The organism is Cytophagaceae bacterium (assembly GCA_016722655.1).
Taxonomy (GTDB): Bacteria; Bacteroidota; Bacteroidia; order Cytophagales; family Spirosomataceae; genus Leadbetterella.
The window spans coordinates 1,739,669-1,763,160 of sequence record JADKIR010000004.1 but is presented as its reverse complement, the minus strand read 5'-3'; the positions used below and the strand labels follow the sequence as shown (position 1 = coordinate 1,763,160).

The window sequence follows — 23,492 nt, the reverse complement described above, 5'->3', positions numbered from 1 at the left end:
TTTTTTACACAAAAAAACCTATTTTTACACTTCAATTAATATTTCTTGCAACCTCACATATGCTCCTCCCCTACTACAACCAAAACTACACAGAAGCCGGGCTTGATGAGGCTGGAAGGGGCTGTCTGGCCGGACCGGTGGTGGCTGCAGCGGTGATTTTGCCCAAAGACTATGAGCACCCTTGGCTCAATGACTCTAAGCAGCTCAACAAAGACCAGCGGCTGGAACTGAGAACCGAAATCGAAAAGAGTGCATTGGTTTGGGCGGTAGCTGAGGCCTCGAATATCGAAATTGACAAAATCAACATATTGAAAGCCAGCTTTTTGGCGATGCACAGAGCGGTGGAAAAGATTTCTGAAAAAATTATACCTGAGCACCTTCTGGTGGATGGAAACAGGTTTACACCCTATCCAATGATTCCGCATACTTGTATAGTCAAAGGTGACGGCAAGTTTCTTTCTATAGCTGCAGCTTCGATTTTGGCCAAAACCTACCGTGACGAATTGATGGAAAAACTTGCCGCAGAATATCCGATGTACAAATGGCATGAAAATGCCGGTTACCCAACGATATATCACAGAAAAGCCATACAGCAGCACGGCTTTACGCCTTACCACCGTATGACTTTCAGGGTGAGGGTTTGAAAAATCAAAAATTAATTTCCAAAATCACATTCCCAACCTATTACTTTTTGAACAACTAGAACACTTAAGAAACTTCGACAATTCTTCCCTTAGTACTGAAAATACTAATATTTGCTTTGGTCATATTGAAAACTGCCGATGGAATATTTAAAAGAGTATTAAATGATATTTTTTTGTACAAATATGATGGTATTGAAATAATGAATACAAAGCCAAGACCCGCTGTCAAATAAAAACTCGAGAACATAGGATTCCAAAATGTCAACTCTGAAAGATTGAGCATACCAATTAGCACCAATAGCATAATTCGGGGAGGCATGGCAAACTGCAACACTTTATTAAAGAAGTCAAAATTCCTATTTTTTAACAACTCAACCCAGCCTTTGATAAAATTGGCTTTAAGAAAATACATCTGAGCGGCAATCCATCTGGAACGTTGATTCATAAATACCTCAGAATTAGTAGCTTTTTCGTCAAGAAGATACACATCGTCCATATAATAAATCTGTTGTTTATCAATGAGCAAATCCAATTCAAGCTGTTTGTCAAAACTGGTTGAAGTGTCGATTTTTTGCATATATTTTTTAAACAAATCGTAATCCATCACCAAACCTGAGCTGGAAAGAGCCGAAGTCAAACCGGTATTGAAATGACCTCTTCTGAACACCGCATTGTTGATTTCCTCACTGATGGCGTCAAGAACGGCCATGGGTGTCTCCGGATTGTTGGCGATGCGGTGAGTTTGTATAATTTTGTGTCCACGGCCATAAGCAGCCTTGGTCATACTTATAAAAGCTTCGGTGAGATGATTGTCGGCATTAAGCAGTGCAACCAGTTTTGAAGAATTGTTCCAAATCTGAAGATTCTTCAGTGCCAGATTGATGGCCATTGCTTTGGAATTGTTTTCGAACTTCACTTTAACCACAGTAGTGTCAAGAGCGTAAAGCTTTTCCAGCGTTTCACTTTTTAGCGAATCGGCTATAACTACAACCTCATCTTTTTTACCAAAATCAGCTTGGGAAAGTATGTTTTTTACGGTTTCCAATATCCTGGCATCATCTTTATAAGCCGGAATAATAAATACCATTTCAGTTTCTGACGGAGTCAGTGCTTTTGAATATTCATTTGGCTTTTTTTTGAAAGCCATGATGGCAAAAAACAAAAGATATAAAACCGAAAGAGCGAAAAATATAAGGATAATATTCATATCAAATGTTTGATTTTTAAACGTTTTCTGATTGGAACAATGCCGGGAAAGTCTTGGCTACCAGTTTCATATCCATTTTCCAGTCATGATTTTTGGCATATTCGTTGTCAAGTTCCTGACGTTCTTCGGCCGACATCTCACCCCGTCCTCTTTTTGATACCTGCCAAAGGCCGGTTAATCCGGCAGGAGCCAAAAATCTTGCAGCAGCCTGGTCACTTGTAAGTTTCTCTGCTTCATACAGTGGAAGTGGTCTGTTACCTACTATCGACATATCACCTTTCAAAATATTAATCAATTGCGGAAGTTCATCGATACTGGTATTTCTCAGGAAATTGCCCAGTTTGGTAATTCTCGGGTCATCTTTAAATTTCAAATATGCCGACTCACCACTTTTCTTTTCCAGGAGGTGACCTTCACTTTGCCAACCTTCATCATTGATCAATTCACCTTCTTCACTTATCTTCTTTGCTTCTTCTTCTTGTGGTGCTGAGTACATATTAAGATGGCCCATGTTGGCAATCATTTTTTCGGCACCCACTTTCATTGTTCTGAATTTGTAGAGTTCAAACACTTTATAACCTGAGCCTATTCTTTTTGATAAGAAAAATACCGGCCCTTTAGAATCAATTTTAATCAAAATAGCCACTATCACCAGGAGAGGTGATAGGGCTAGTAATGCCAGTGACGACAAGAATATATCAAAAAGACGTTTCCTGAACGATGGAGCAGGATTTGGAACCGAAATTTGGTTTTGAAGATTAATGTTTTCAACTTTCTTTTTCAGAAAATCTGCATCTGACTTCATAATAAGTTTTTCGATTCTAACAGTGAGTTCTTCAGGGTGAAACGGCTTCACGATGTAGTCGTCGGCTCCTAAAGTAAGACACTCGATGCGGGTATTTGACTTTTCGTCTCCTGAAAGTACAATCAGCGGAATGCTTTTAAACTTCTCGTCATTTTTCAGAAAGCTAATAAGAGATTTACCGTTTTCGTTTTTAAGATACAAATCTGTCACGATCGCTTGCGGAATCACTCCTTTTTCTAATAATTCCTGTGCTTCCTTTAGAGAAGTACTTAAAAAAACATCAAATCGATCCTGTAATACCTGACTAAGTAATCCAAGTACAATTTCGTTGTCGTCAATTAATAAAATTTTGTTCTTCATGTTATTAAAAAAAGTATTTGCAAAACATTTTTCAAAATCATTGCCAAGTGTGCCATTTTTTTATAAATAACTCATTTTCAATATTTTAAAAAAATCAGAATCCTTACAATTTTTCCAAATTTTGGAATTTTGGTACAGTTTTTGGGATGAATTTTAAAAAACAAATTACCATGGAAAACGTGCAGACAATCTTTATTGTAGAAGACGACGCCTTTTACGGGGCTATGCTTGAGTATCACCTGTCACTCAATCCTGAGTACAGTATTCAAAGATTTGAAAACGGGAAATCGTTTTTGGAAAGCATGTATAAAAAACCCATGGCAATTACGCTTGATTATTCTTTGCCAGATATGGACGGCGAGACCATTCTTAAGAAAATCAAACAAGATTATCCTGAGATTCCGGTAATAGTCATTTCGGGGCAGGAAGATATTTCAACAGCGGTACAATTGCTCAAGTTGGGTGCTTATGATTATATTGTTAAAGACGAAAATACTAAAGAGCGGCTTTGGAATGCCATTTTAAAAGTAAAAGAAACCCACCAATTGAGGGAGGAAATATCGGTACTGAGAGAAGAGGTAAGAGAAAAGTATGAATTTAGTAATATTATTAAAGGTAACTCATCAAGTATTCAGCGGGTTTTTTCTTTAATGGAAAAGGCATCAAACAGCCAGATAAATGTTTCGATTTACGGCGAAACAGGAACTGGTAAGGAACTGGTAGCCAAGGCCATACATCACAATTCGGCGAGAAGCAAAAAACCTTTTGTGGCCGTAAATATGGCTGCAATACCTAGAGAACTTGTTGAAAGCGAGATGTTTGGTCATGAAAAGGGCTCATTTACGGGTGCTCAAAATCGCCGTATAGGCAAATTTGAAGAAGCTACCGGAGGGACACTTTTCCTTGACGAAATTGGTGAGATGGACCCTACCATGCAGGCAAAAATATTACGTGTGCTGCAAGAACAGGAAGTAGTGCGGGTCGGAGGAAATCAGGTTGTAAAAATAGATGTAAGAATAATTGTAGCAACACACCGAAACCTTGCAGAGGAAGTTCAAAAAGGAAATTTCAGGGAAGACCTTTACTATCGTTTACTAGGTCTCAACATACAGCTGCCTCCACTTCGTGACCGGGGCAATGACATCGTATTGCTATCAAAATATTTTATTGAAGAATTTATAAAACGCAATCGCCTTCCAAGGCTACAGCTTTCACAAGAAGCCTCTCAAAAACTAATGGGCTACACTTATCCGGGAAATATCCGAGAGCTTAAGGCAATTGTGGAGCTTTCGTGTGTGATGGCTATAGATGGGGTTATAACCGAAGAGGACATTACTTTTAACTCTATTAAACCCGAGGGAGCGTTTTTGCTGGAAGAAATAACCCTTCGGGAATACACCCGAAAGATAGTCAGTCATTTTTTAAAAAAATACGACGGGGATGTTTTGCTTGTAGCCGAAAAACTCGATGTGGGTAAATCTACAATTTATAACATGATAAAAAACGGGGAAATATAATAGAGGTAAGAATTTTCCAAAATCTGGAAAAGCTTCCATTTATTGAAAAATGAACAAATTCAAATCGCTAATTATAAACACTTTACAAATAGGCATGATTTCTGAATCACATATGAATAATAATTATTAAAATAAATATGTATTTCGAATCAATCAAAAATATCACCCAGTCAACACTTGAGCAGCTAAAGGCAGCTTCAGGTTATCATTTGGTTTTTGTAGCTGAGCATTCAGGGCACGAAGCTGAGGATCTAATCAAGCTCCTGAACCAAAACAATATTGATTTTTTTGGAGCCATTTATCCCACAATATTTATGGAAACCCATAATTATACCTCTGGTTTAATCATTATTCCTGCCAAAGGTGTAAAAAAAGTGGTTACAATTACCAAGTCTGATGAAGCAGTCAAAGAGCAACTGGGAGACATGTCACAATATCAGACAGCTTTTTTGTTGATTGATGGTCTCATGGACAATAAAGACGAGCTTTTCCGCAACATCTATAGTTTGGTCGGAACAAATATCAATATAATCGGAGGGGGAGCAGGGTATTTTACATTAGAGCAAAAACCCTGTTTGTTTACCAATGAAGGCATTTTTATGGATGGAGCCGTTTTGGCAATGATAGAAAACAAAAGTATGGTGGCCGTAAAACATGGTTGGGATATGTTTGCGGGACCTTTTATGGTGACTTCATCTGATAAAAACATCATTCAGGAAATCAACTGGCAGCCTGCATTTGAAATCTATAAAAGTGCAATAGAAGAAAAAACAGATTATAGATTTACTGATGAAAACTATTTCGAAATCGCCAAGATGTTCCCCATAGGTATTCACAAAGACGGCAAAGAATATGTGGTACGCGATCCTTATGTATTGCACGAAAACGGACATATCGAATGCATTTCCGATATACCTGAGAATTCGATGATATATATTCTAAATGGAGACCCTGATACACTGATTGATGCAGCACAGGAAGTAGCACTTTCTACTGCCGACAAAGACCGCGACTGTAAATGCCTTATGGTTTTTGATTGTATTACACGTGTGATGTATCTGGGAGATCGTTTTGAAGAAGAACTCAGCGTCATGAAAAACCTTAACGCTGGGGTGCCTCCTACCGTATATGGAGTTTCAACCCTTGGCGAAATCGCTTCGACCGGTTATGGTTATGTAGAATTTTATAACAAAACAATTGTAGCAGCAGCAATTTATTAGAATTAAAAATTATGGGAAGTACAATCAATTACGCCATTCTTCAGGAGTTTGCTTTATTGTATGAACTGTCACTTTCCGTAGGAAACTCACTTGATCTGCACAAAACCAGTGGCGAGTTTATGTCGGTGTTGCTCAGGCAAAAAAACATAGACTATGGAGCAGTATGGTTTGAAAACAAAGATTCGGAAGAAAACGGACAAACTACTTTTGATTTGATTTATTCTTATCCTGATTTTAGTTTTATTAAAAAACGGAAAACAATTAGTTCCGATTTTTACGAAAATATAAAAATTAATGGTAGTGAATTGATTGAAAATGAAGAAGATATAAAAGTTTTTTCTCACAACTCCAATGAACAAACCAAAGGCGACTATTGGATAATCAACCTACCTGATCTGGGTTTTATCAAATTATTTTTCAGAGAAAATAATCAATCAAAAACTGGATTTAACAAACAAACCGTAAAAAAAATCGCCAAGGTTATCCAGAAATTCAGCATCGCTCTTAAGTCTTGTCAACTACACAGCCGCATAATAGAAGAAACAAATGAAAAATTAAAATATCAGGCCGAAACCAAGAAACTGGCAATTGTAGCCCAAAAAACAGACAATGCCATTGTAATTACTGATACTTTTGGCAGAATAGAATGGGTTAACGAAGCTTTTACCCAGATTACTGAATACACCATTGATGAAGCAGCTGGAAAAACGCCGGGATCTTTACTTCAAGGGCCGGAAACCGACTTAAAAACCAGGGAGATCGTTAACACAAAAATTAAAAACAAGGAAAGTTTCAGAATAGAAATTTTGAATTATGCAAAGTCAGGCCGTAAATATTGGATCGACCTATCCATACAGCCAATTTTCGATACTCATGGTAATCTTGTAAATTATATTGCTGTAAACACCGATATCACTCAACGTAAAGAATTTGAGCTCAAACTGACTGAAGCCAAAGAAAAAGCAGAAGAAGCCGGCCGTATAAAACAGGAATTCATGGCGGTGATTTCGCATGAAATTCATACTCCGCTCAATGCAATTGTGGGCATGACCAACCTCATTCAGAAAACCGTGCTTACACCTCAGCAAACCGACTATGTGCATACTTTGAGTGTTTCTTCGGAAAATCTGAGAGGAATTATTAATGGAATTCTTGATTTTGCAAAGATAGAATCAGGAAAACTGAGCCTGCAAAATGTACCTTTTAACCTCAAGAAAATTCTGAGTAACATCGTTGATAGCAACCAATTCAGGGCCGAAGAAAAAGGTCTGGGATTGTTTCTTAAATTTGACGACCGTGCCGATCTGCCGTTGGTTGGTGACCCTGTAAGAATTAGTCAGATTCTTCTAAATCTGATCAGTAATGCTATTAAATTTACAGAAAAAGGTCATATTCAAATCGAAACAAGGCTAATTACCCGTATGCGTAACGCAATGGTTCTCGACATAAGCGTTACAGACACAGGTAAAGGAATTTCACCTGACAAAATAGATAAAGTCTTTGATAGCTTTACCCAGGAAGATTCCTCTATTTCAAGAAAATACGGTGGTACAGGACTGGGTTTGAGTATTTCAAAAGAATTGGTAGCCTTAATGGGGGGAGATTTAAAAGTGAAAAGTCAATTGGGAACAGGCTCAACATTTAATTTTGTTTTAGGTTTCCAAATAAGCGAGAGCGTACTGGAAGAACAGGAAACCGACCAAAGTGCGGAGAAAAAACTCGCCGGCAAACAAATATTGTTGGTGGAAGATAACCCTATGAATCAGTTTTTTGCAAGAAAATTGCTGGAAGGCTGGGGAATATATGTTGAAATCGCGGAAAACGGAAAAATAGGTCTCGAAAAATCCAATTCCAAATATTACGATGCCATTTTGATGGATATTCAAATGCCGGAGATGGACGGATTTACCGCCACAAAACTCATAAGAGCAGAAAATAAAAGCATTCCGATAATTGCCCTCACTGCCCTTACCGTTGAAGAGGAAGTGGCGAAATTTAAGAGCGTTGGCATGAATGACTATATTTTGAAGCCATTTGAGCCGCAAAATCTTTTGAAAATATTATTAAAACATCTGTTGCCTCATGAAGAGTTCTCGCTTTCGGGAAAAATAAAAAATGAAGCCGAAGAGGTAATGAGTACCAGCCATTACAATCCTGACCTTATGCTTCAGATGATGAAAGGCAATAAGGTGCAGGCAAGTCAAATGGAAAATCTGTTTTTAAAACAAACTCAGGAAACCATAGAAAACTTCGAGAAATTCTATAAAAACAAGCAATGGAATGACATTTGTATGGCTGCCCACAAAATCAAAGCCTCAATTGACTGGTTGCACGTGAACTCATTGAAACAGCCCATCAGAGTTATCGAAAATTCATGTCGTCAGGAAATCAATGAAGCCGAACTCAAAGAGCAGCTTGATATCTGTATAAAAATAATGAAGGAAGTGTGCGTTGAAATCAGTAATCTGGGGCACTGAAAATTATCTAAAAAACGATTTCTCCAAATTGGTTTTTTTACCAAAGAATTTTTTTTACAAAACCGGATATATAAAATGCAAAAAACCAATTTGCTTAAAATAAGTAAATTGGTTTTCGATTATTAAGCTTTTGATTTCAGTTTTCCTGATTCTGATTTTATCCAATCGAGTTTGTTTTCAAAGAGAGTTTTTATGGTTTTAAACTCATTTTTAATCTCAAAAATTTCAGATTGATTCTTGGCGAGTTTTTCAAGACTTTGAAAAGATGTAGTGAGCTCTGGAATTCCTACCATCGAAAACGATGGCTTCATCTGATGAGCCAGATACCCAATGTCACCAATTTTTGCATCATTTACCAGGTTTTCTAACTGTTGCATTTGAGCCGGTACGGTATTCAAAAACAATTCAAACATATCGGAGGCATACCTAACATCATTACCATAGATCTTTTCCAGGTAGTCGTTGGTAGTTTCTTCCGGTTCCTGAATCTTTCTATTTTCGGAAGGTTTTTGTACCAACAAATATTTGCCCAACATGGCTTTAAGCTGATTAGGTGCGAAAGGCTTGGTCAGGATATCGTTCATACCGAATAGCCTTGCCTGCTCTATTTCATCGTTAACTGCTGATGCGGTTAAAGCAATAATAGGCGTTAATTTATCATTTTCCCTTATCTTTTTGGTGGTTTCATAGCCATCCAATTCCGGCATTCTTATATCCATCAAAATCAAATCAAACTTGTGATTTTCATGGAGTTGCAACGCTATAAGGCCATTTTCGGCTTTGTGAACTTCAATGCCCCATTTGGTTAGTAAGCTCTCGGCATATTTCAGGTTGAGCAGGTTGTCTTCTGCCAAAAGTATTTTCGCATTAAATACCGTATCTGACAGATTTTCACTCATTTCTATCAAATCTTTTGGTTTTTGATAAGAATCTTTGAGTGGCATCGTAAAAATAAATGTAGAACCTTTACCTTCTTCACTATCTACCGATATTTCCCCACCATGGAGGTTTACAAGCTGCTTTACAATAGCCAAACCCAGTCCTGTACCACCATATTTGCTTTTATTCTGTTCATCAACCTGTTTAAAACTGTCAAATATTTTACCAATCTGGTTAGCAGGTATTCCTTTTCCGGTATCCGAAACTTTTATTTCGGTCATATAATAATCGCCCAATTTGCAGAGCAACCCTACTTCCACACCTATTTTCCCCACCTCTGTAAACTTGGCAGCATTACTTAGAAGATTCATCAGAATCTGAGTTAAAAATGTAGAATCGCCGATTACCTCATTCTCAATTTCTGAATCATAATTAAAATCCAGCTCTACATTTTTGCCGGTAAGCCTCAACCTGAAAGTCTGTAAAATACTGCTTATCAAATCTTTGAGACTAAACGTTTGTTCCATTAGCTGCATTTCGCCGGCTTCAATTTTCGATATATCCAAAATATCAGATACCAGATTTTGCAGCATATCAGCCGAATACAAAATTGCTCTGATATATTCCGATTGCTTAGGCGAAGGCATCGTGTCGGCCAGTAAATGAGCCATTCCTAAAATACCATTAATTGGAGTTCTGATCTCATGGCTCATATTAGCCAGAAACCTCTTCTCAGACATCCTGGCTTTTTCGGCTTCATAATTTGCCTGTTCGAGAGCCTCCTGTGTACGTTTTTTGTAAGTAATGTCATAGTGAATGCCCACCGAGCCCACCACATTACCATTAATATCCTTAATGGGGGAACCACTGATAATAACCCAAATCACTTCACCATTTTTCTTTTTTAGTGGAAGCTCATATATTCCCGACTCTCCATCTTTTCTTTTCGAATTCTGATTACTTATAGTTTGTAGAAATGCCGGGTCTGCCAAAAGTATATCTTTGGCTATTTTTCCAAGCAGGTCTTCATCAGTATAACCGGTTAGCTTAATAAAACTTGGATAAACCTTCGTGATTTTGTCTTCAGTGTCAACCTCGATCATTCCGAGTTCAAGGTTTTCCATTACTTTCCGATATTTTTCCTCAAAGTTATTTAGCTCAGTAGTCCGTCTTTCGATTTCATTTTCAAGCTCTTTTTTGGCCAAATAAAGCTCGTATGACTTCGCTTCAAGCAAAGTTTCGGCTTCCTGACGGGCGGCTTTTTCTCTTTCGATTCGCTTTTTTAATAACTCTAATTCTGAGCTCATATTTTGGAAATAATAAACTTAACCATAGGTTCTTCGCCAAGAATTTCTTCTTTTTCCAATGTCGCTTTTGCCTTGAAATGCTCCAGCGTAGCGGCAAATAGCCCCTCGGCTAAAAACGCAATTTTCTTCTTTGAATAATATATCATCTGATCTGCTCCATTTTCTGATTGCACAAACTCAAACTGGTGCTGATTGGCCGCCACGTTTTGTTTTGATACTTCCAAATGGATAAATTGATCAATATTTTGATAAAATTTAAAAACATCCTGAGTTTCCTCAAAAAACACCCCGAATTTCTGAATAAAGACTTCTATTAGGTGGTGACCATAAGATTTCATTATCTCCGTGGTCGGAATTTGCTGAATCTTTGAAAGTTCAGTAACCAAAGCCATAAGTTCTCTGTGCGAATAATTACCTATGGAGGTATATTTCCCACCAGAGGGCAATTCTGAAGATTCGATGATTTTGTCCACGGTTACGTAGCCAAATTTCTCTTCCACCATCTCCAAAAACTCTGTAAATACTAAACCTTTCATTTATGTTTTTATATTAATCTGAAACGTTACAAAAATCATGCAAAAGATATTTTCTTCCAGAATAAAATTTATTCCAGAAAATGGAAAACCATTAGCCCGATAAAGTTTTATAAATAGCTTATTTACAGATATTTAATACTAATATATTTAATTGGCATAAGTTTGGTTTTAAAAGAATAAAATGAAATATCTGGTATTAAAAAAAAGAAAAAACTTATTAAAAGGATATAAAACATTCCCGGGTTTTTACTGGCACACAGAATTTCATTCGAAGTGATAATTTGACAAAATAACGAGTGATGACAATAAATGAATTAAAAGAAAACTGCATTGCAGTTGAAAACGTGTATCTGAACAAAGACCAGGAAAGTAAAAAAGACAAACAAATTCTAAAAAGCAATTTTGATTTTACGGATAAAGATATTCTGGTGGCAGGTTGCGGAATGGGTGGCCTGACTTTATGGCTCTCCAAAGAGTGGAATTGTAGTGTTACCGGGGTGGATTCTGATCCTTATAAAATCGAAATTGCTGAAATTGTTAAAACAAAACACAAACCCAAAAACGTAAGGTTCGAGCATAAAGATATTTTGCTTCAGCCGGTAACAGAGAGATTTGACTATATCATTTTAGGTAATATTACTGAAAATATGCCATTGCAGATATTAGAAATATTATTGAAAAAATTGTCAAATTCGCTGAAAAACAAAGGCAAAATTATCCTGGAATACAGGCCATGGGGTAGCCCATATCTTACTGATTTTCAAGAAAAAACAAATCAATATTGGGGGTATTTGTTGCCAGCCTCTATCAGGTCATTTTTGTTAAAAAGAAAAACAAATATAAAAATGACTGGTTTAGATGAAAATGATTCAAATTGCTATATCAATTATAAAAAAGTAAGTACAATTTCTAGCCGATTAGGTTTGGAGATGAGCTCAAGAATCACTCAATCTATTCTTGATAAATATGCTATTTTCAAAAATACAAAACCCACAAAAAGCATTTTTAAGTTTTTTATTACCAAAGAGTTTTTGGTCCTTTCAGGCAAGCAGGAAATAAAAATAGGAAATATTAAAAGAAAAATTGCAGAGGTAGCCTAACCGCTAAATCTCCTCCAACAGGGAGGACCCTTCTGAAAAATCACCGCAAGTCCAACGCCACTTTTCATGTAATCGGAGCTTCCCGTTTTCCATGATTTCAGGGGTAGAATTGCACACACCGGTCATGATTTCTCCCGCGGTATTGATATGATGATACCTCATATCTATATGGCCATTTTCATCAACCAAAGCGATGAGATGCCCTTCCATGATATTCCCACCCTTATAATTTGAGGTAAGGATATTGCCGGATTGTTGATATTCGAAAACGGTTTCCGAAGAAGTATCGCCGTTTTTGGTATTTGACACCGGCCTGAATTTCTTTCCGTTGTAGTTAATCATCACTTTCCAAAATATTGTCGTACTTCACCACCGGCATCCTGAGCCCACCATCTTTTCTTACTTTAAACTCCAGATAATATATCCCAATTAAAAAACTGATAATAAGAAAATTATTTACTAAAATCCCTGGAATTCCTAAAGGTTTAATGACATATCCAAACGCCACAATTAGCCCCGTAGCAACTACAAAATAGAGCATCAGATATTTGAGATCATATGGCACCGGAAAATATTTTTGACCATAATAATAACTGGCCACCAACATACCAAAAGTACTTACTGCAAAAGTTATGGAGCTTCCAAGATAACCCAAAACTGGTATTAGCAAAATATTCAAAACCACGGTGATGATCATCCCTCCCACTGTGAAATAAGTTCCAAACTGGGTTTTATCTGAAAGTTTGTACCAAATCGAAATGTTCCCAAAAACACCCACAAAAAGGTTGGCAAGCAATAGTACCGGCACTATATACACTGCTGAGCGGTAATTTTCGCCAATCAGGTTTTGAATCCACCCGAGATTCAGGCTTACACCCAACCAAATAGCCATACAGGCAATCGTAAACCATTTGGTACTCAGTGCAATGAGACCCGGTGAACTTTTGTCGCCCATTTTTGCAAAAAACAATGGATCGGCAGCATAACGGTAAGCCTGCACCACCAAAGTCATAAAAATTGAAAGTTTATATACCTGAGCATAAATACTAAATGCCTGATCTGACCTTGGGAAGTCGGGGTAAAAACCTTCCGGAAGCAAACTTCGAAACATCAGCCTGTCGGCAGTAAGATTTATAGCTCCCGCAAGCCCCATCAGCATCAGCGGAAACGCATACTTTACAATTGGTTTGATTTTTTCTAAATTCAGGTCAAATTTAAATCCGACAAATTCCCGCCAAAGCAAAAGTAAGGTTACTAAACTCGCTACATAGTTGGCCCAGATTATATAATCGGGACCTACCGCAGGATTATAAAAAAAAGAGGCAAACCCAAGCCAATCGGGCAGACTCTTGCCCTCCACAATATTTTTGCAGAAAATAATCAGAAAAAGATTAAGGCCAATATTGATTGAAATATTGAGAATACGGGCGATAACAAACTTTTTCGCACGGTTATTGGCTCTGAGTTTTACGAATGCAATGGCACAAAGGGTATCGATAAACATAATAATGGAAAGCCAAATCACCAGCCTTTCTTTCCCCGGAAACCCAATGGCCTCAATAATAGGTGTGGCAAAAATTATAAACAAGCCCGATAGAACGGCACCCAACACCAACACAAAGCTAAGTATTTGATTAAAAGCCTCTTGTTGATTTTCTTTTTTTGAGCCATACCTAAAAAAGGTCGTCTCCATACCAAAAGTATAAATGATATTAAGCGTGACCACATAGGTATAAAGTTGCGAGTTGTCTGCCAGCATTTCGGGCTCAACAAACGCTCTGGTATGCACTATCACCAGCAGCCAGTTGATCAGTCGCGGCACAATAGTACCCATGCCATACAGCATGGTGTCTCCCGCAAGTTTTTTTAACATTCCCATTTACAATTATTCCAATAGTGGAATTTTAGGGCAATTTTCCGAAAATTTTGGGTGGAAACAAAGGGATAGATAGCAAAATCAAGCAGCTCACAAGAAATCTACTTCCAGAAAGACCATTTTGGCGGGCATACAAATTTTAAGATCAGGGCATGCCCACCCCGCTTGGGCGTGGTGGTCGGGCTCTATGCTCCCGCTCCACGCTAAGGCGTGGGAGCTCCGCGTCGATCCCTCATGCGGCCTTCTGAGTAGAAAAAAACTCATGCGTAATTCTGCTTAATTTTCTCAGAACCAAGCTAAAGGGAATGTCAGACCATTAACTAACTGCTCTTTATTGACCTAGTCAAAATTATTTTTCCGAAGCATTTCGTAAAGTCAAACCGTGAGATTTCCACTTTGCTAAAAAACCAATTCATGATTTTTCACGAGAAAAATCTAGTTCATGCAGTCATAATATTTATAAAACAAACAAAGTAGGTTACCAAACTTTGACGCCTGTTTTAAGAAAGGTGGGCGGCACATTAAGCATTATGGGATTCGCTATTTATTGTGTAAAACTGCTTTTTGGCATATTATGTAGTTCGACCCTTCTGAATAATACCTTCTGAATTAATTTCTATAAAAAAATTCCGACATTGGATATCGATTCACCGACACTTTTTTATGATCCTCAATTTCAAGTTTTTGCTGGTTAAGTGCAATTAATTTTTACTCTGGTAAACTCAGAATTTTGTTTATCAAAAAACATATATTATCCACCAAAAACTTACTATCTTCATACTCGAATTTTCAACCGTAAAAAAATGAAAAATACAAATACTCAAAACCGTAGAACCTTTCTGAGTCAAGCTGCCCTTACATTGGGTAGTTTTATGATTGTCCCCCGTCATGTACTGGGAGGCAAAAGTGCTTATGGTGAGCTATATAAAGCTCCCAGCGACCTCATTAATCTGGGCTTTATAGGTACTGGCAAGCAAGGTAGATTGCTGGCTAATTTTTTCTTAAATACTGGCGAAATCCGTATCTCGGCCATCAGCGAGGTATATAAAGCCAAGGCCAATCAAATGCTGGAGCACATTAGCAGTATATATAAAAAAAATACCTCATTGGGTGTTTATTCCGACATCGCCGTTTACAACGATTACCGTGAGCTTCTTTCAAATAAAGACATTGATGCGGTGGTGATAGCTACGCCCGACCACCAACACGCGGTTATGGCCGTTAATGCAGCCCGTGCCGGAAAAGATATTTATTGCGAGAAGCCACTAGCCCTCACCGTAAAAGAAGGCCGGGCCATGGTAAACGCAGCCCGAAAATACAAGAGGGTTTTCCAAACCGGCAGCATGCAACGCTCCTGGCCTGAGTTTCGTCAGGCACCCGAATTGGTGAGAAATGGTTATCTGGGCGAAATAAAACACATAAAAGTTAATGTAGGTAAGCCACCTGTAAAATACAATCTGGCCGAAGAGCCCATTCCCGAAGGCCTGGATTGGAACCGTTGGTTGGGTCCTAACGAATATGTGCATTTCAATTCCGAACTGGCACCTCCGATAAGCAAAGACGTGTATCCCAACTGGCGAAACTATCGTGAGTTTGGCGGTGGTATGGTTACCGACTGGGGTGCTCATATGTTTGACATCGTGCAGTGGGCTTTAGAAATGGACGCCAGCGGACCTGTATCAGTTAGACCGGCAGACGGAAAAGAAATAAAACACTTGACCCTGCAATATGCCAGCGGCATAACCATGACCCATGAACCTTGGGCATGGAATAACGCCATCCATTTTATAGGCTCAGCCGGAGAAATGAAACTGCAACGAGGAAAAATAGAAACCACTCCAGCAGACCTGGCTACCCGGGTTATTGCCGAAACCGAAAAGCACGTCTATAAAAGTGAAAATCACTACAAAGACTTTTTGCAGGCTATGCGAAATCGCAGCAAGCCGGTCTGTGACGTAGAAATTGGTCACCGCACCTCCTCGGTTTGCAATATTGCCAATATAGCCTATCAACTCAACCGACCATTGGCCTGGAATCCCGAAAAAGAAACCTTCAAAGACGACAAAGAAGCAAATGCACTTTTGGGTAGAAAATTGATAGGAGAATGGGCAGTGAAGATTTGATAATGACAAAATTTTCAAGTGCAGGAATAGACAGCATTTGATTGTAGTTTTTTTTGGGGACGGTTAAGGTAAATTCAAGAAAAATGAATGGCCATGTATGACCATTGGTGGCTAATCATAGGTGATTACTTTTCATTTATCTTTTTACTGAAATAAAATAGGTCATAATGGTTTTTGAGCGAAGGGGAAATTGAACATTCTATGAATAAAATCTAAATTTTTATATGGGTAAAAATATCAAAAAAATAATTTGGATTTTAATTCTTACACAATCTCCCACGCCCACATCCAAAAACTTTAAAGCTTACCTTCTATATTTACACAAAAAAACCCAATATGCTTCTCAGCGAGATACTTTATAACATTTCACTGGAGTCGGTCTCGGGACGTACTGACCTCGAAATCAACAAAATAGAGTTTGATTCCCGAAAAATCGAACCAGGAACACTCTTTGTGGCTATAAAAGGCACACAAGTTGATGGCCATGATTTTATCGAAAAAGCAATCGAAGCGGGAGCATCAGCTGTTTTATGTGAAAAACTTCCCGAAAAAATAAATTCAGAAATTAGTTATATTCAGGTGCCTAATGCTGCCAAAGCCATGGGTTTTGCAGCAGCCAATTTTTACGGTAACCCTTCTAAAAAACTTAATCTGGTGGGAGTAACCGGAACCAACGGTAAAACCTCTATAGCAACCTTACTTTTCAATTTATTCCGGAAACTGGGTTATAAATGCGGTTTGCTGTCAACAGTACAGAATCAGATCGAAGACCGGATCATCCCTTCTACACACACTACACCTGACTCAGTAAAAATCAATGAGTTAATGGCTCAGATGCATGCTGAAGGTTGTATTTATGTATTTATGGAGGTGAGCTCACATGCAGTAGAACTACATCGGGTGAGCGGTTTGGTATTTTCTGGTGGCATTTTTACCAATATCACTCAGGATCACCTCGATTTTCACCTGACATTTGACAATTACATTAAAGCCAAAAAAGGCTTTTTCGATATGTTGCCCAAAACAGCTTTTGCCCTCACCAATGCCGATGACCGCAATGGCAAAGTGATGTTGCAAAATACCGCCGCCAGTAAGTCCTCTTATTCTTTGAAAAATATCGGAAATTTTAAGGGCAAAATTTTGGATTGCGGTCTTTTTGGTCTTCAAATGGACATCAATGGGCTGGAAGTGTGGTTTAAGCTCATCGGCAAATTCAATGCCTACAATCTGCTCGCGGTATATGGTACAGCCATGCTTTTGGGCGAAAATTCTGACAATGTGCTCACCATACTTTCTGAGCTTACGCCGCCTCCGGGCAGGTTTGAACAAGTGGTTTCCCGAGACCAAACGGTAGGCATTGTGGACTATGCCCACACACCAGATGCTCTCGAAAATGTACTTGAAACCATCAATGATCTCCGTGACGACAATCAACAGGTCATCACCGTAGTGGGTTGTGGCGGTAACCGCGACAAGGGCAAAAGACCATTGATGGCCAGAATCGCCGCTGAGCTTTCGACCAAAGTGATTTTGACCTCTGATAACCCCAGAAATGAAAACCCCGGGGATATTTTGGCAGATATGCAGGCAGGTGTTACAATCACCCAAAGACGAAAAGTAGAACAAATCAACGACCGCAGGGAAGCCATCAAAAAAGCTGTTGCGATGGCGGGTCCTCACGATATAATTCTGGTAGCCGGAAAAGGACACGAAACCTACCAGGATATTGCAGGCGTAAAGCATCATTTTGACGACAGAGAAGAATTACGAAACGCATTTTCAGCAAAATAAATTGACCGAAAACTACGAATATCACTGGCCGGTAATGCTTACCGAATGTCTCGAAGGATTAGCTATTAAGCCCGGCGGGATTTATGTTGATGTCACTTTCGGAGGTGGAGGGCATTCCAGGGCAATTCTGGAAAAACTCACTTCCGGTCATCTTTACAGCTTTGATCAGGACGAAGATGCAGAACGGGAGTCGGAAAAAATAAAATCCGGGAACTTTACTTTTATCAGAGCCAATTTCAGGAATATTCAAAAATACCTTAAACTCTACGGAGTGACTCAGGTTGATGGCATTCTGGCCGATTTGGGAATATCTTCGCATCAGATTGACACACCAGAAAGGGGTTTTTCTACCCGTTTTGATGCCGCACTCGATATGCGGATGAACACAACCGCTGAAGTAACCGCCGCCGAAGTGCTCAATGAATATACCGCCGAAGATCTCCACAAAATGTTTGGCATGTATGGAGAGCTCAAAAATGCAAAAACAGTAGCCCATACAATTGTAAATAAAAGACATAGCTCACCCATAAATACAATTAAGGATTTAAAAAATGTTCTGAATACTTTGGCTCCCCGGGGAAAGGAGAACAAATATTTCGCACAGGTTTTTCAGGCCTTGAGGATAGAAGTAAATCAGGAAATGCAGGTGTTGGAAGAGTTTCTTCAGCAAGTACCGGAAGTACTGGCTCCCGGTGGCCGACTGGTGGTCATGGCTTACCACTCTTTGGAAGACCGCCCGGTAAAAAACTTTATCCGTAGCGGAAAGTTTTATGGTGAGGTCGAAAAAGATATGTTTGGACACGAAATAAAGCCATTATCGTCAATCACACGCAAGCCTGTTGAGGCCAGTTTGGAGGAAATCGCCCGAAATCCAAGAGCAAGAAGTGCCAAGTTGCGAATTGCCGAAAAATCAGCGTAAAAAATTCTGTTTTGTGTTTTTGCCAAAATATTTATTAAATCCTGAAAAAAACTGATAATTTTATTTTTATTTTTGAAAAGAAATTTTGCTTTTCTTAAGAAAAACCAGATTTCTTGTTAGTGCTTTTCCAAAAAATAATACCTAAAAAGATGCCTCAGAATTCCCCAAGAAAAAAGGTGGTTACCTCGCAGCCATCTCGTAAGCGAAAAAATAATATCACCGCTCAGGTGTTCCGATGGGTCAATCAAAAACTTGAGATTGATGAGAAAATATCGATGGGTACCTTCAAAAAAGTAGTCTGGCTGATGGGCCTTACGGTAATCTATATTTTTTTCCAGCATAATTTCGACAGCCTCATTCGTAAGCTCAACAAGGCCGATACCCAGCTCAATGAGCAAAGGGCAGCGTATATTTCGCATAAATCAAAATACCTATATGCCTCCAAACAATCTGAAGTAGAAAAAAAACTCGAAATTCAGGGATTTAAAGACAACCAGAAGCCACCCGTTAAAATAGCAATCAAAAACCATTAATTCCCATGGCAGAAGGCAATAGTATTAAAGACCAGATCAGAAAGCGGTCTTATTGGGCCATTTTCGGACTAGCAATCGTAGGCATCCTGATTGCAGTCAAAATAGTGTATCTGCAAACCAAAAAGAAGAAAGAATTGCTTGCAATGGTGGTAGATATTCAGAAAAAAGAACGGACTATTCCGGCAACCAGGGGCAATATTTACGCCTCAGATGGAGTAAGTCTTTTAGCCACTTCTGTGCCAAAATACCAGGTGGTTTTTGACCCTTCACAAGCAAAAAAAGGCCTTTTCAATGAAAAAGTAGATTCTTTGGCTACATTATTATCTCAGTTTTTCGGAGATAAAAGCTTTCTGGAATACAAAGAAAAAATCACTCATGGAAGAAAAGTAAAATCGCGGTTTTTAACACTTGGAAACCGACGTATCGACCATACCGAAAAGCTCATTATTGAAAAATTTCCCCTATTTCGTGAAGGAGCCAACAAAGGAGGCGGTCGGTTTGAAAAAGAAGAATTCAGGTTTTTGCCTTTTGACAATCTGGCCATGAGGACAGTCGGAAAGCTTGATCCTGAAACCAACCGAATGGGTGACTTTGGTATAGAGGCCAGTTTTGACAACTATCTGAGTGGAAAAGATGGCAAGGGTTTCTATGAAAGGCTTGCCGGTGGATATATGAAACCCATTGATTTGGAATCAGATATCAATGCCGAACCCGGGCTAGATGTTATCACCACCCTTGATGTAAATTTTCAGGATATCGTTGAAAATGCTCTCAGACAGCAAGTAACCAAAATGCAGGCAAAATATGGTACCGCAGTGGTGATGGAAATAGAAAGCGGAGAAGTCAAAGCCATTGCCAACCTGACCCGCAAAACAGATGAAAATGGATTGCTGCAATATATTGAAGATCAGAACTATGCCGTAAAAGAAGGTACCGATCCCGGTTCAACTTTTAAATTGGCTACGATGGCTGCTATTCTCGAAAAAGCGAACCTCAATCCCAATGACTTTGGTGTAACTTGTACAGGAGAAATCAAACATAATGGTGTGCCGTTTACATGTTCACATGAGCATGGAGACCTCACAGTACAGCAGATTTTTGAGCAATCTTGCAACATCGGGATATATGAACTCATGAAAAAGCATTTTGGATTTAACCGCCCAGAAGATTATTTTCAATATTTGAGAAATTTCAAACTGGACAAAGCTTCAGGTTTTCAACTGAAAGGCGAGCCTGTGCCAGTTCTAAAAAACTCAGCCAGCTCTACATTTAGCGGAACTACAGTACCTTGGATGTCAATCGGTTACGAGTCCAGAATGACTCCTATTCAGATGTTGACATTCTACAATGCCATCGCCAACAATGGCAATTGGGTCCAACCCATTATTGTGAAAGAAATCAGAAATGGCACCAAGACCATCGAAACCTTTGATGCCAGAAAACTCGATGAGCCAATATGTTCAGAAAATACCATCAGAAAATTAAAAAATATGATGGCAGGTGTAGTCCAAAACGGAACTGCCAAGGGCATAAAAGGGGGCAACTGTCCACTTGCCGGAAAAACCGGAACCTCCCAAAAACGTACCTCTGCGGGATATCGCAAGGGTCTGTACTACACTTCATTTATCGGATATTTTCCTGCCGACAAACCCAAATACACCTGCATAGTGGTAATTGATGAACCCGTGGGCAGCAATCTCTACGCCGCCGATGTTTCGGCTCCGGTTTTCAGGCAGATAGCCGACAAAATTTTTGCCTATGATATATCAATGCACCGCAGGCTGGTATTGAAATCTAATACACAAAAACTTGCAGAATTTCAGAACGCCGGTAAGGTTTCTGACCAAAAATTAATCGGGGAAAAATTAGGGATAAAAAGCCAGCCGGCAGGCGATGGATACGCAGTGCCAAAACCCATCAAACGCGATTCGGTAGAATGGAAATCTAAAAACCCGGACAAAAATATTGAAGCAATTGTAGGACTTACCCTAAAAGATGCCCTGCCTTTACTCGAAAACAAGGGTTATAAAGTAAAATATTCCGGATTTGGCAAGGTTCAATCATATGAAATAATAAATAAATATTTAGTAGCTTTGACCCTAAAGTAATGATTTAGAATGGAGAATTTTGAAGAAAGTCTGTATAAAAATTTTGAAAAATACAAAGAAAAAGCCCTGTCTGTCAGGCGTTTTAAACAAAAAGACATTCTTCCATTAATTCAAAAACTTCCATTCGAAAAGCTGGTTGTGGGGCATTCATACGAAGGCCGCGAAATCATTAAAGTGGCTTTAGGACAAGGCAAACGCCAGATACTTCTGTGGTCACAAATGCATGGCAACGAAGCCACTGCTACTATGGCCATTTTTGATATTTTTAATTTTCTTCAGGACAAAAGCGACCTTTTTCAAGCTGAAAAAGAAGAAATACTTGAAAACCTCCACCTGCATTTTATTCCAATGCTCAACCCTGACGGAGCCGAAAGGTTTATCCGATATACCGCTCAGGGTATTGACATGAACAGGGATGCTCTCAGGTTGCAATGCCCCGAGAGCCGAATTCTGAAAGACAATGTAGGAAAACTCAAACCAGAATTTTCGTTTAACCTGCACGATCAGGGTACACGCTACAGTGCGGGTATAAGCCCAAAACAGGCCACTGTTTCGTTTTTGGCAACAGCCTACAACGAAGCCCGGGAGTGGAATGATGTGCGAATTAAGTCAAGGCAGGTCATCAGTCACCTCAACTCGGTACTGCAAAAGTTTATTCCCGGAAGTATCGGCAGGTTTTCCGATGAATTTGAACCCCGGGCATTTGGTGATAATATTCAAAAATGGGGCAGCAGCCTTATTCTTATCGAGTCTGGCGGGCTGGTAGGAGACCCCGAAAAACAGGAAATTAGAAAACTGAATTTTGTGGCAATATTGAGTGCCCTTTTGGCCATTAGCAGGGGGAATTATGGGCATTTTAGCCTTCAGGACTACGAAAATATTCCTCAAAACGAAAAAGCACTTTTTGATCTAAAGATTGAAAATGCACAAATGGAAGGCCCCGGTGGTAAATACACGGTGGATCTTGGGATAAATATTGATGAAAAAAATAACCCGCGAGCCACGAATTACACTCATACCAGCGTTATAGAAGATATCGGCGACCTTTCGGTATTTTTCGGATTGAAAACCATCGATGCCCAAGGGGCCATTTTAAAACCCATCAGCCAATTTCCGGCTTTGGTACAAAAACATAAAATAAAAGGGAGCACACCTACCCAAATAGAATTGGGCGGCAAAGCAAGTTTTGTAATTGACTACAAAAGTGCCCAAAAAGTGATTTCGAATGGAAAAATATTGGACTAAAAGCCTGCTCTCTTTCTTGTTTTTTATGCTGATTACCCGCTTCTTATTTGCTCAGGAAAAGTCAGTGTATGGCAAGGTTGTTGACCCACATACCCAAAAGGGAATTGCCAATATCAATATTCTCAATAAACGTAACGGACAGATTGTTGTCACCAATGAAAGTGGCGAATTTTATCTCAGGGCCCTTAAAGGTGACTCCATTCTGATAAGTACTTTTGGCTATAACCGGAAAGGAATCCTTTGGGACGGTATCGATAAAAACCCTGTCATAAAAGAAAAGCTCCAGCCCATTATGCTTCGCGAACTGGTGGTGGAAGAAAAACGCTGGGCCGAGCTCAACCGCGACATCAACCTGCTACTGGCCAACCCTTATGACTCCAAAACCCTAAAAAGCAAAATTTGGCGTAACATGCTCAACACCAATACTTCCCAGCCCGGACTAGGGATTTCGATTGATGGTTTGTATCAAATGTATAGTAAAGAGGGGAAAGCCAACCGTAAACTCGCCGACCTGCAGTTTCAAGACGTAAAGACTTTTTATGCCGATATCAAATACAACAAACAGACGGTAATGCAAATCACCAAATTGCCGGAAGAAGAAGTTGATGCTTTTATGAAATATTGCAAAATTCCACAGGATTTTATTCTCAGAGCCACCGATTATGAGCTTACATTTCGTGTACTCAAATGCCTCAGTGGCTTCCGCACTTCCCGTATCATCAGGCCGTTCAACGGAAATTGATTTTAGAAAAAATTTATTTTTCCTTTAATGTAATTGATTGATAATTAGTTGTTTTTATTAAGCTTTTCAATTCTCAATATTATATTCACTTTTGTAAAAAAAC

The 23,492-nt window shown here is 39.0% G+C and carries 18 protein-coding genes; 12 read left to right on the top strand and 6 right to left on the bottom strand.

Annotated elements, in window-relative coordinates; all coding sequences use genetic code 11:
- Nucleotides 1-59 precede the first annotated feature (59 nt).
- Nucleotides 60-644 carry a ribonuclease HII gene (locus IPP61_08110; protein MBL0325129.1) on the top strand — a complete coding sequence of 195 codons (585 nt, stop codon included), beginning with the start codon at nt 60-62 and terminating at the stop codon, nt 642-644.
- 64 nt (nt 645-708) lie between these two features.
- On the opposite strand, the gene IPP61_08105 is transcribed toward IPP61_08110, so the two are convergent.
- Together IPP61_08105 and IPP61_08100 are read right to left on the bottom strand one after the other, a co-directional pair.
- Nucleotides 709-1,851, bottom strand: a complete 1,143-nt coding sequence (locus tag IPP61_08105) for a glycosyltransferase (GenBank protein ID MBL0325128.1) — start codon at nt 1,849-1,851, stop codon at nt 709-711.
- Nucleotides 1,852-1,867: 16 nt separating this feature from the next.
- Nucleotides 1,868-3,016 carry a sugar transferase gene (locus tag IPP61_08100; GenBank protein MBL0325127.1) on the bottom strand — a complete coding sequence of 383 codons (1,149 nt, stop codon included), beginning with the start codon at nt 3,014-3,016 and terminating at the stop codon, nt 1,868-1,870.
- A gap of 170 nt (nt 3,017-3,186) precedes the next feature.
- Between IPP61_08100 and IPP61_08095 the strand changes: the two genes are divergently transcribed.
- The 3 genes from IPP61_08095 (at nt 3,187) to IPP61_08085 (ending at nt 8,230) form a co-directional block, all read left to right on the top strand.
- Nucleotides 3,187-4,533: a sigma-54-dependent Fis family transcriptional regulator gene (locus tag IPP61_08095; GenBank protein MBL0325126.1), complete on the top strand. Its 1,347-nt coding sequence runs from the start codon at nt 3,187-3,189 to the stop codon at nt 4,531-4,533.
- A 137-nt stretch (nt 4,534-4,670) separates the two neighbouring features.
- Nucleotides 4,671-5,753 carry an FIST C-terminal domain-containing protein gene (locus tag IPP61_08090; protein ID MBL0325125.1) on the top strand — a complete coding sequence of 361 codons (1,083 nt, stop codon included), beginning with the start codon at nt 4,671-4,673 and terminating at the stop codon, nt 5,751-5,753.
- Between the two features lie 11 nt (nt 5,754-5,764).
- On the top strand, nt 5,765-8,230 hold the full coding sequence (locus tag IPP61_08085; protein ID MBL0325124.1) for a response regulator: 2,466 nt from the start codon (nt 5,765-5,767) through the stop codon (nt 8,228-8,230).
- Between the two features lie 122 nt (nt 8,231-8,352).
- Here IPP61_08085 and IPP61_08080 read toward each other — a convergent pair whose 3' ends face one another.
- Both IPP61_08080 and IPP61_08075 read right to left on the bottom strand, forming a co-directional pair.
- Nucleotides 8,353-10,416, bottom strand: a complete 2,064-nt coding sequence (locus IPP61_08080; protein MBL0325123.1) for a response regulator — start codon at nt 10,414-10,416, stop codon at nt 8,353-8,355.
- Nucleotides 10,413-10,952 carry a heme NO-binding domain-containing protein gene (locus IPP61_08075; protein ID MBL0325122.1) on the bottom strand — a complete coding sequence of 180 codons (540 nt, stop codon included), beginning with the start codon at nt 10,950-10,952 and terminating at the stop codon, nt 10,413-10,415. The genes IPP61_08080 and IPP61_08075 overlap by 4 nt, the downstream gene beginning before the upstream one ends.
- Before the next feature lie 299 nt (nt 10,953-11,251).
- On the opposite strand from IPP61_08075, the gene IPP61_08070 reads away from it, so the two are divergent.
- A complete protein-coding gene (locus IPP61_08070) occupies nt 11,252-12,052 on the top strand; it encodes a class I SAM-dependent methyltransferase (GenBank protein MBL0325121.1) in 801 nt (266 codons plus the stop codon).
- Between the two features lie 3 nt (nt 12,053-12,055).
- Here the strand turns inward: IPP61_08070 and IPP61_08065 are convergent, their stop codons facing one another.
- Together IPP61_08065 and IPP61_08060 are read right to left on the bottom strand one after the other, a co-directional pair.
- Nucleotides 12,056-12,394, bottom strand: coding sequence for a n-acetylglutamate synthase (locus IPP61_08065; protein MBL0325120.1), 339 nt, complete (start codon nt 12,392-12,394; stop codon nt 12,056-12,058).
- Nucleotides 12,387-13,931: a polysaccharide biosynthesis protein gene (locus tag IPP61_08060; GenBank protein MBL0325119.1), complete on the bottom strand. Its 1,545-nt coding sequence runs from the start codon at nt 13,929-13,931 to the stop codon at nt 12,387-12,389. The genes IPP61_08065 and IPP61_08060 overlap by 8 nt, the downstream gene beginning before the upstream one ends.
- Nucleotides 13,932-14,731: 800 nt before the next feature.
- On the opposite strand from IPP61_08060, the gene IPP61_08055 reads away from it, so the two are divergent.
- The 7 genes from IPP61_08055 (at nt 14,732) to IPP61_08025 (ending at nt 23,389) form a co-directional block, all read left to right on the top strand.
- Nucleotides 14,732-16,051: a Gfo/Idh/MocA family oxidoreductase gene (locus IPP61_08055; GenBank protein MBL0325118.1), complete on the top strand. Its 1,320-nt coding sequence runs from the start codon at nt 14,732-14,734 to the stop codon at nt 16,049-16,051.
- A gap of 336 nt (nt 16,052-16,387) precedes the next feature.
- Nucleotides 16,388-17,842, top strand: coding sequence for a UDP-N-acetylmuramoyl-L-alanyl-D-glutamate--2,6-diaminopimelate ligase (locus tag IPP61_08050; protein MBL0325117.1), 1,455 nt, complete (start codon nt 16,388-16,390; stop codon nt 17,840-17,842).
- 34 nt (nt 17,843-17,876) lie between these two features.
- Nucleotides 17,877-18,761 carry a 16S rRNA (cytosine(1402)-N(4))-methyltransferase RsmH gene (gene rsmH, locus IPP61_08045; protein ID MBL0325116.1) on the top strand — a complete coding sequence of 295 codons (885 nt, stop codon included), beginning with the start codon at nt 17,877-17,879 and terminating at the stop codon, nt 18,759-18,761.
- 149 nt (nt 18,762-18,910) lie between these two features.
- A complete protein-coding gene (locus IPP61_08040; protein MBL0325115.1) occupies nt 18,911-19,294 on the top strand; it encodes a hypothetical protein in 384 nt (127 codons plus the stop codon).
- A gap of 5 nt (nt 19,295-19,299) precedes the next feature.
- A complete protein-coding gene (locus IPP61_08035; protein MBL0325114.1) occupies nt 19,300-21,402 on the top strand; it encodes a penicillin-binding protein 2 in 2,103 nt (700 codons plus the stop codon).
- A 9-nt stretch (nt 21,403-21,411) separates the two neighbouring features.
- Nucleotides 21,412-22,647, top strand: coding sequence for a peptidase M14 (locus IPP61_08030; GenBank protein MBL0325113.1), 1,236 nt, complete (start codon nt 21,412-21,414; stop codon nt 22,645-22,647).
- Complete coding sequence (locus IPP61_08025; protein MBL0325112.1) at nt 22,628-23,389, top strand: hypothetical protein; 762 nt, start codon at nt 22,628-22,630, stop codon at nt 23,387-23,389. The genes IPP61_08030 and IPP61_08025 overlap by 20 nt, the downstream gene beginning before the upstream one ends.
- Nucleotides 23,390-23,492 lie beyond the last annotated feature (103 nt).

What these genes read in the sequence shown, in the direction of transcription:
- IPP61_08030 (MBL0325113.1), top strand. Translation starts at nt 21,412, where the DNA reads ATGGAGAATTTTGAAGAAAGTCTGTATAAAAATTTTGAAAAATACAAA.
- IPP61_08105 (MBL0325128.1), bottom strand. Translation starts at nt 1,851, where the DNA reads ATGAATATTATCCTTATATTTTTCGCTCTTTCGGTTTTATATCTTTTG.
- IPP61_08050 (MBL0325117.1), top strand. Translation starts at nt 16,388, where the DNA reads ATGCTTCTCAGCGAGATACTTTATAACATTTCACTGGAGTCGGTCTCG.
- IPP61_08110 (MBL0325129.1), top strand. Translation starts at nt 60, where the DNA reads ATGCTCCTCCCCTACTACAACCAAAACTACACAGAAGCCGGGCTTGAT.
- IPP61_08085 (MBL0325124.1), top strand. Translation starts at nt 5,765, where the DNA reads ATGGGAAGTACAATCAATTACGCCATTCTTCAGGAGTTTGCTTTATTG.
- IPP61_08070 (MBL0325121.1), top strand. Translation starts at nt 11,252, where the DNA reads ATGACAATAAATGAATTAAAAGAAAACTGCATTGCAGTTGAAAACGTG.
- IPP61_08095 (MBL0325126.1), top strand. Translation starts at nt 3,187, where the DNA reads ATGGAAAACGTGCAGACAATCTTTATTGTAGAAGACGACGCCTTTTAC.
- IPP61_08065 (MBL0325120.1), bottom strand. Translation starts at nt 12,394, where the DNA reads ATGATTAACTACAACGGAAAGAAATTCAGGCCGGTGTCAAATACCAAA.
- IPP61_08040 (MBL0325115.1), top strand. Translation starts at nt 18,911, where the DNA reads ATGCCTCAGAATTCCCCAAGAAAAAAGGTGGTTACCTCGCAGCCATCT.
- IPP61_08100 (MBL0325127.1), bottom strand. Translation starts at nt 3,016, where the DNA reads ATGAAGAACAAAATTTTATTAATTGACGACAACGAAATTGTACTTGGA.
- rsmH (MBL0325116.1), top strand. Translation starts at nt 17,877, where the DNA reads ATGCTTACCGAATGTCTCGAAGGATTAGCTATTAAGCCCGGCGGGATT.
- IPP61_08025 (MBL0325112.1), top strand. Translation starts at nt 22,628, where the DNA reads ATGGAAAAATATTGGACTAAAAGCCTGCTCTCTTTCTTGTTTTTTATG.
- IPP61_08060 (MBL0325119.1), bottom strand. Translation starts at nt 13,931, where the DNA reads ATGGGAATGTTAAAAAAACTTGCGGGAGACACCATGCTGTATGGCATG.
- IPP61_08055 (MBL0325118.1), top strand. Translation starts at nt 14,732, where the DNA reads ATGAAAAATACAAATACTCAAAACCGTAGAACCTTTCTGAGTCAAGCT.
- IPP61_08090 (MBL0325125.1), top strand. Translation starts at nt 4,671, where the DNA reads ATGTATTTCGAATCAATCAAAAATATCACCCAGTCAACACTTGAGCAG.
- IPP61_08080 (MBL0325123.1), bottom strand. Translation starts at nt 10,416, where the DNA reads ATGAGCTCAGAATTAGAGTTATTAAAAAAGCGAATCGAAAGAGAAAAA.
- IPP61_08035 (MBL0325114.1), top strand. Translation starts at nt 19,300, where the DNA reads ATGGCAGAAGGCAATAGTATTAAAGACCAGATCAGAAAGCGGTCTTAT.
- IPP61_08075 (MBL0325122.1), bottom strand. Translation starts at nt 10,952, where the DNA reads ATGAAAGGTTTAGTATTTACAGAGTTTTTGGAGATGGTGGAAGAGAAA.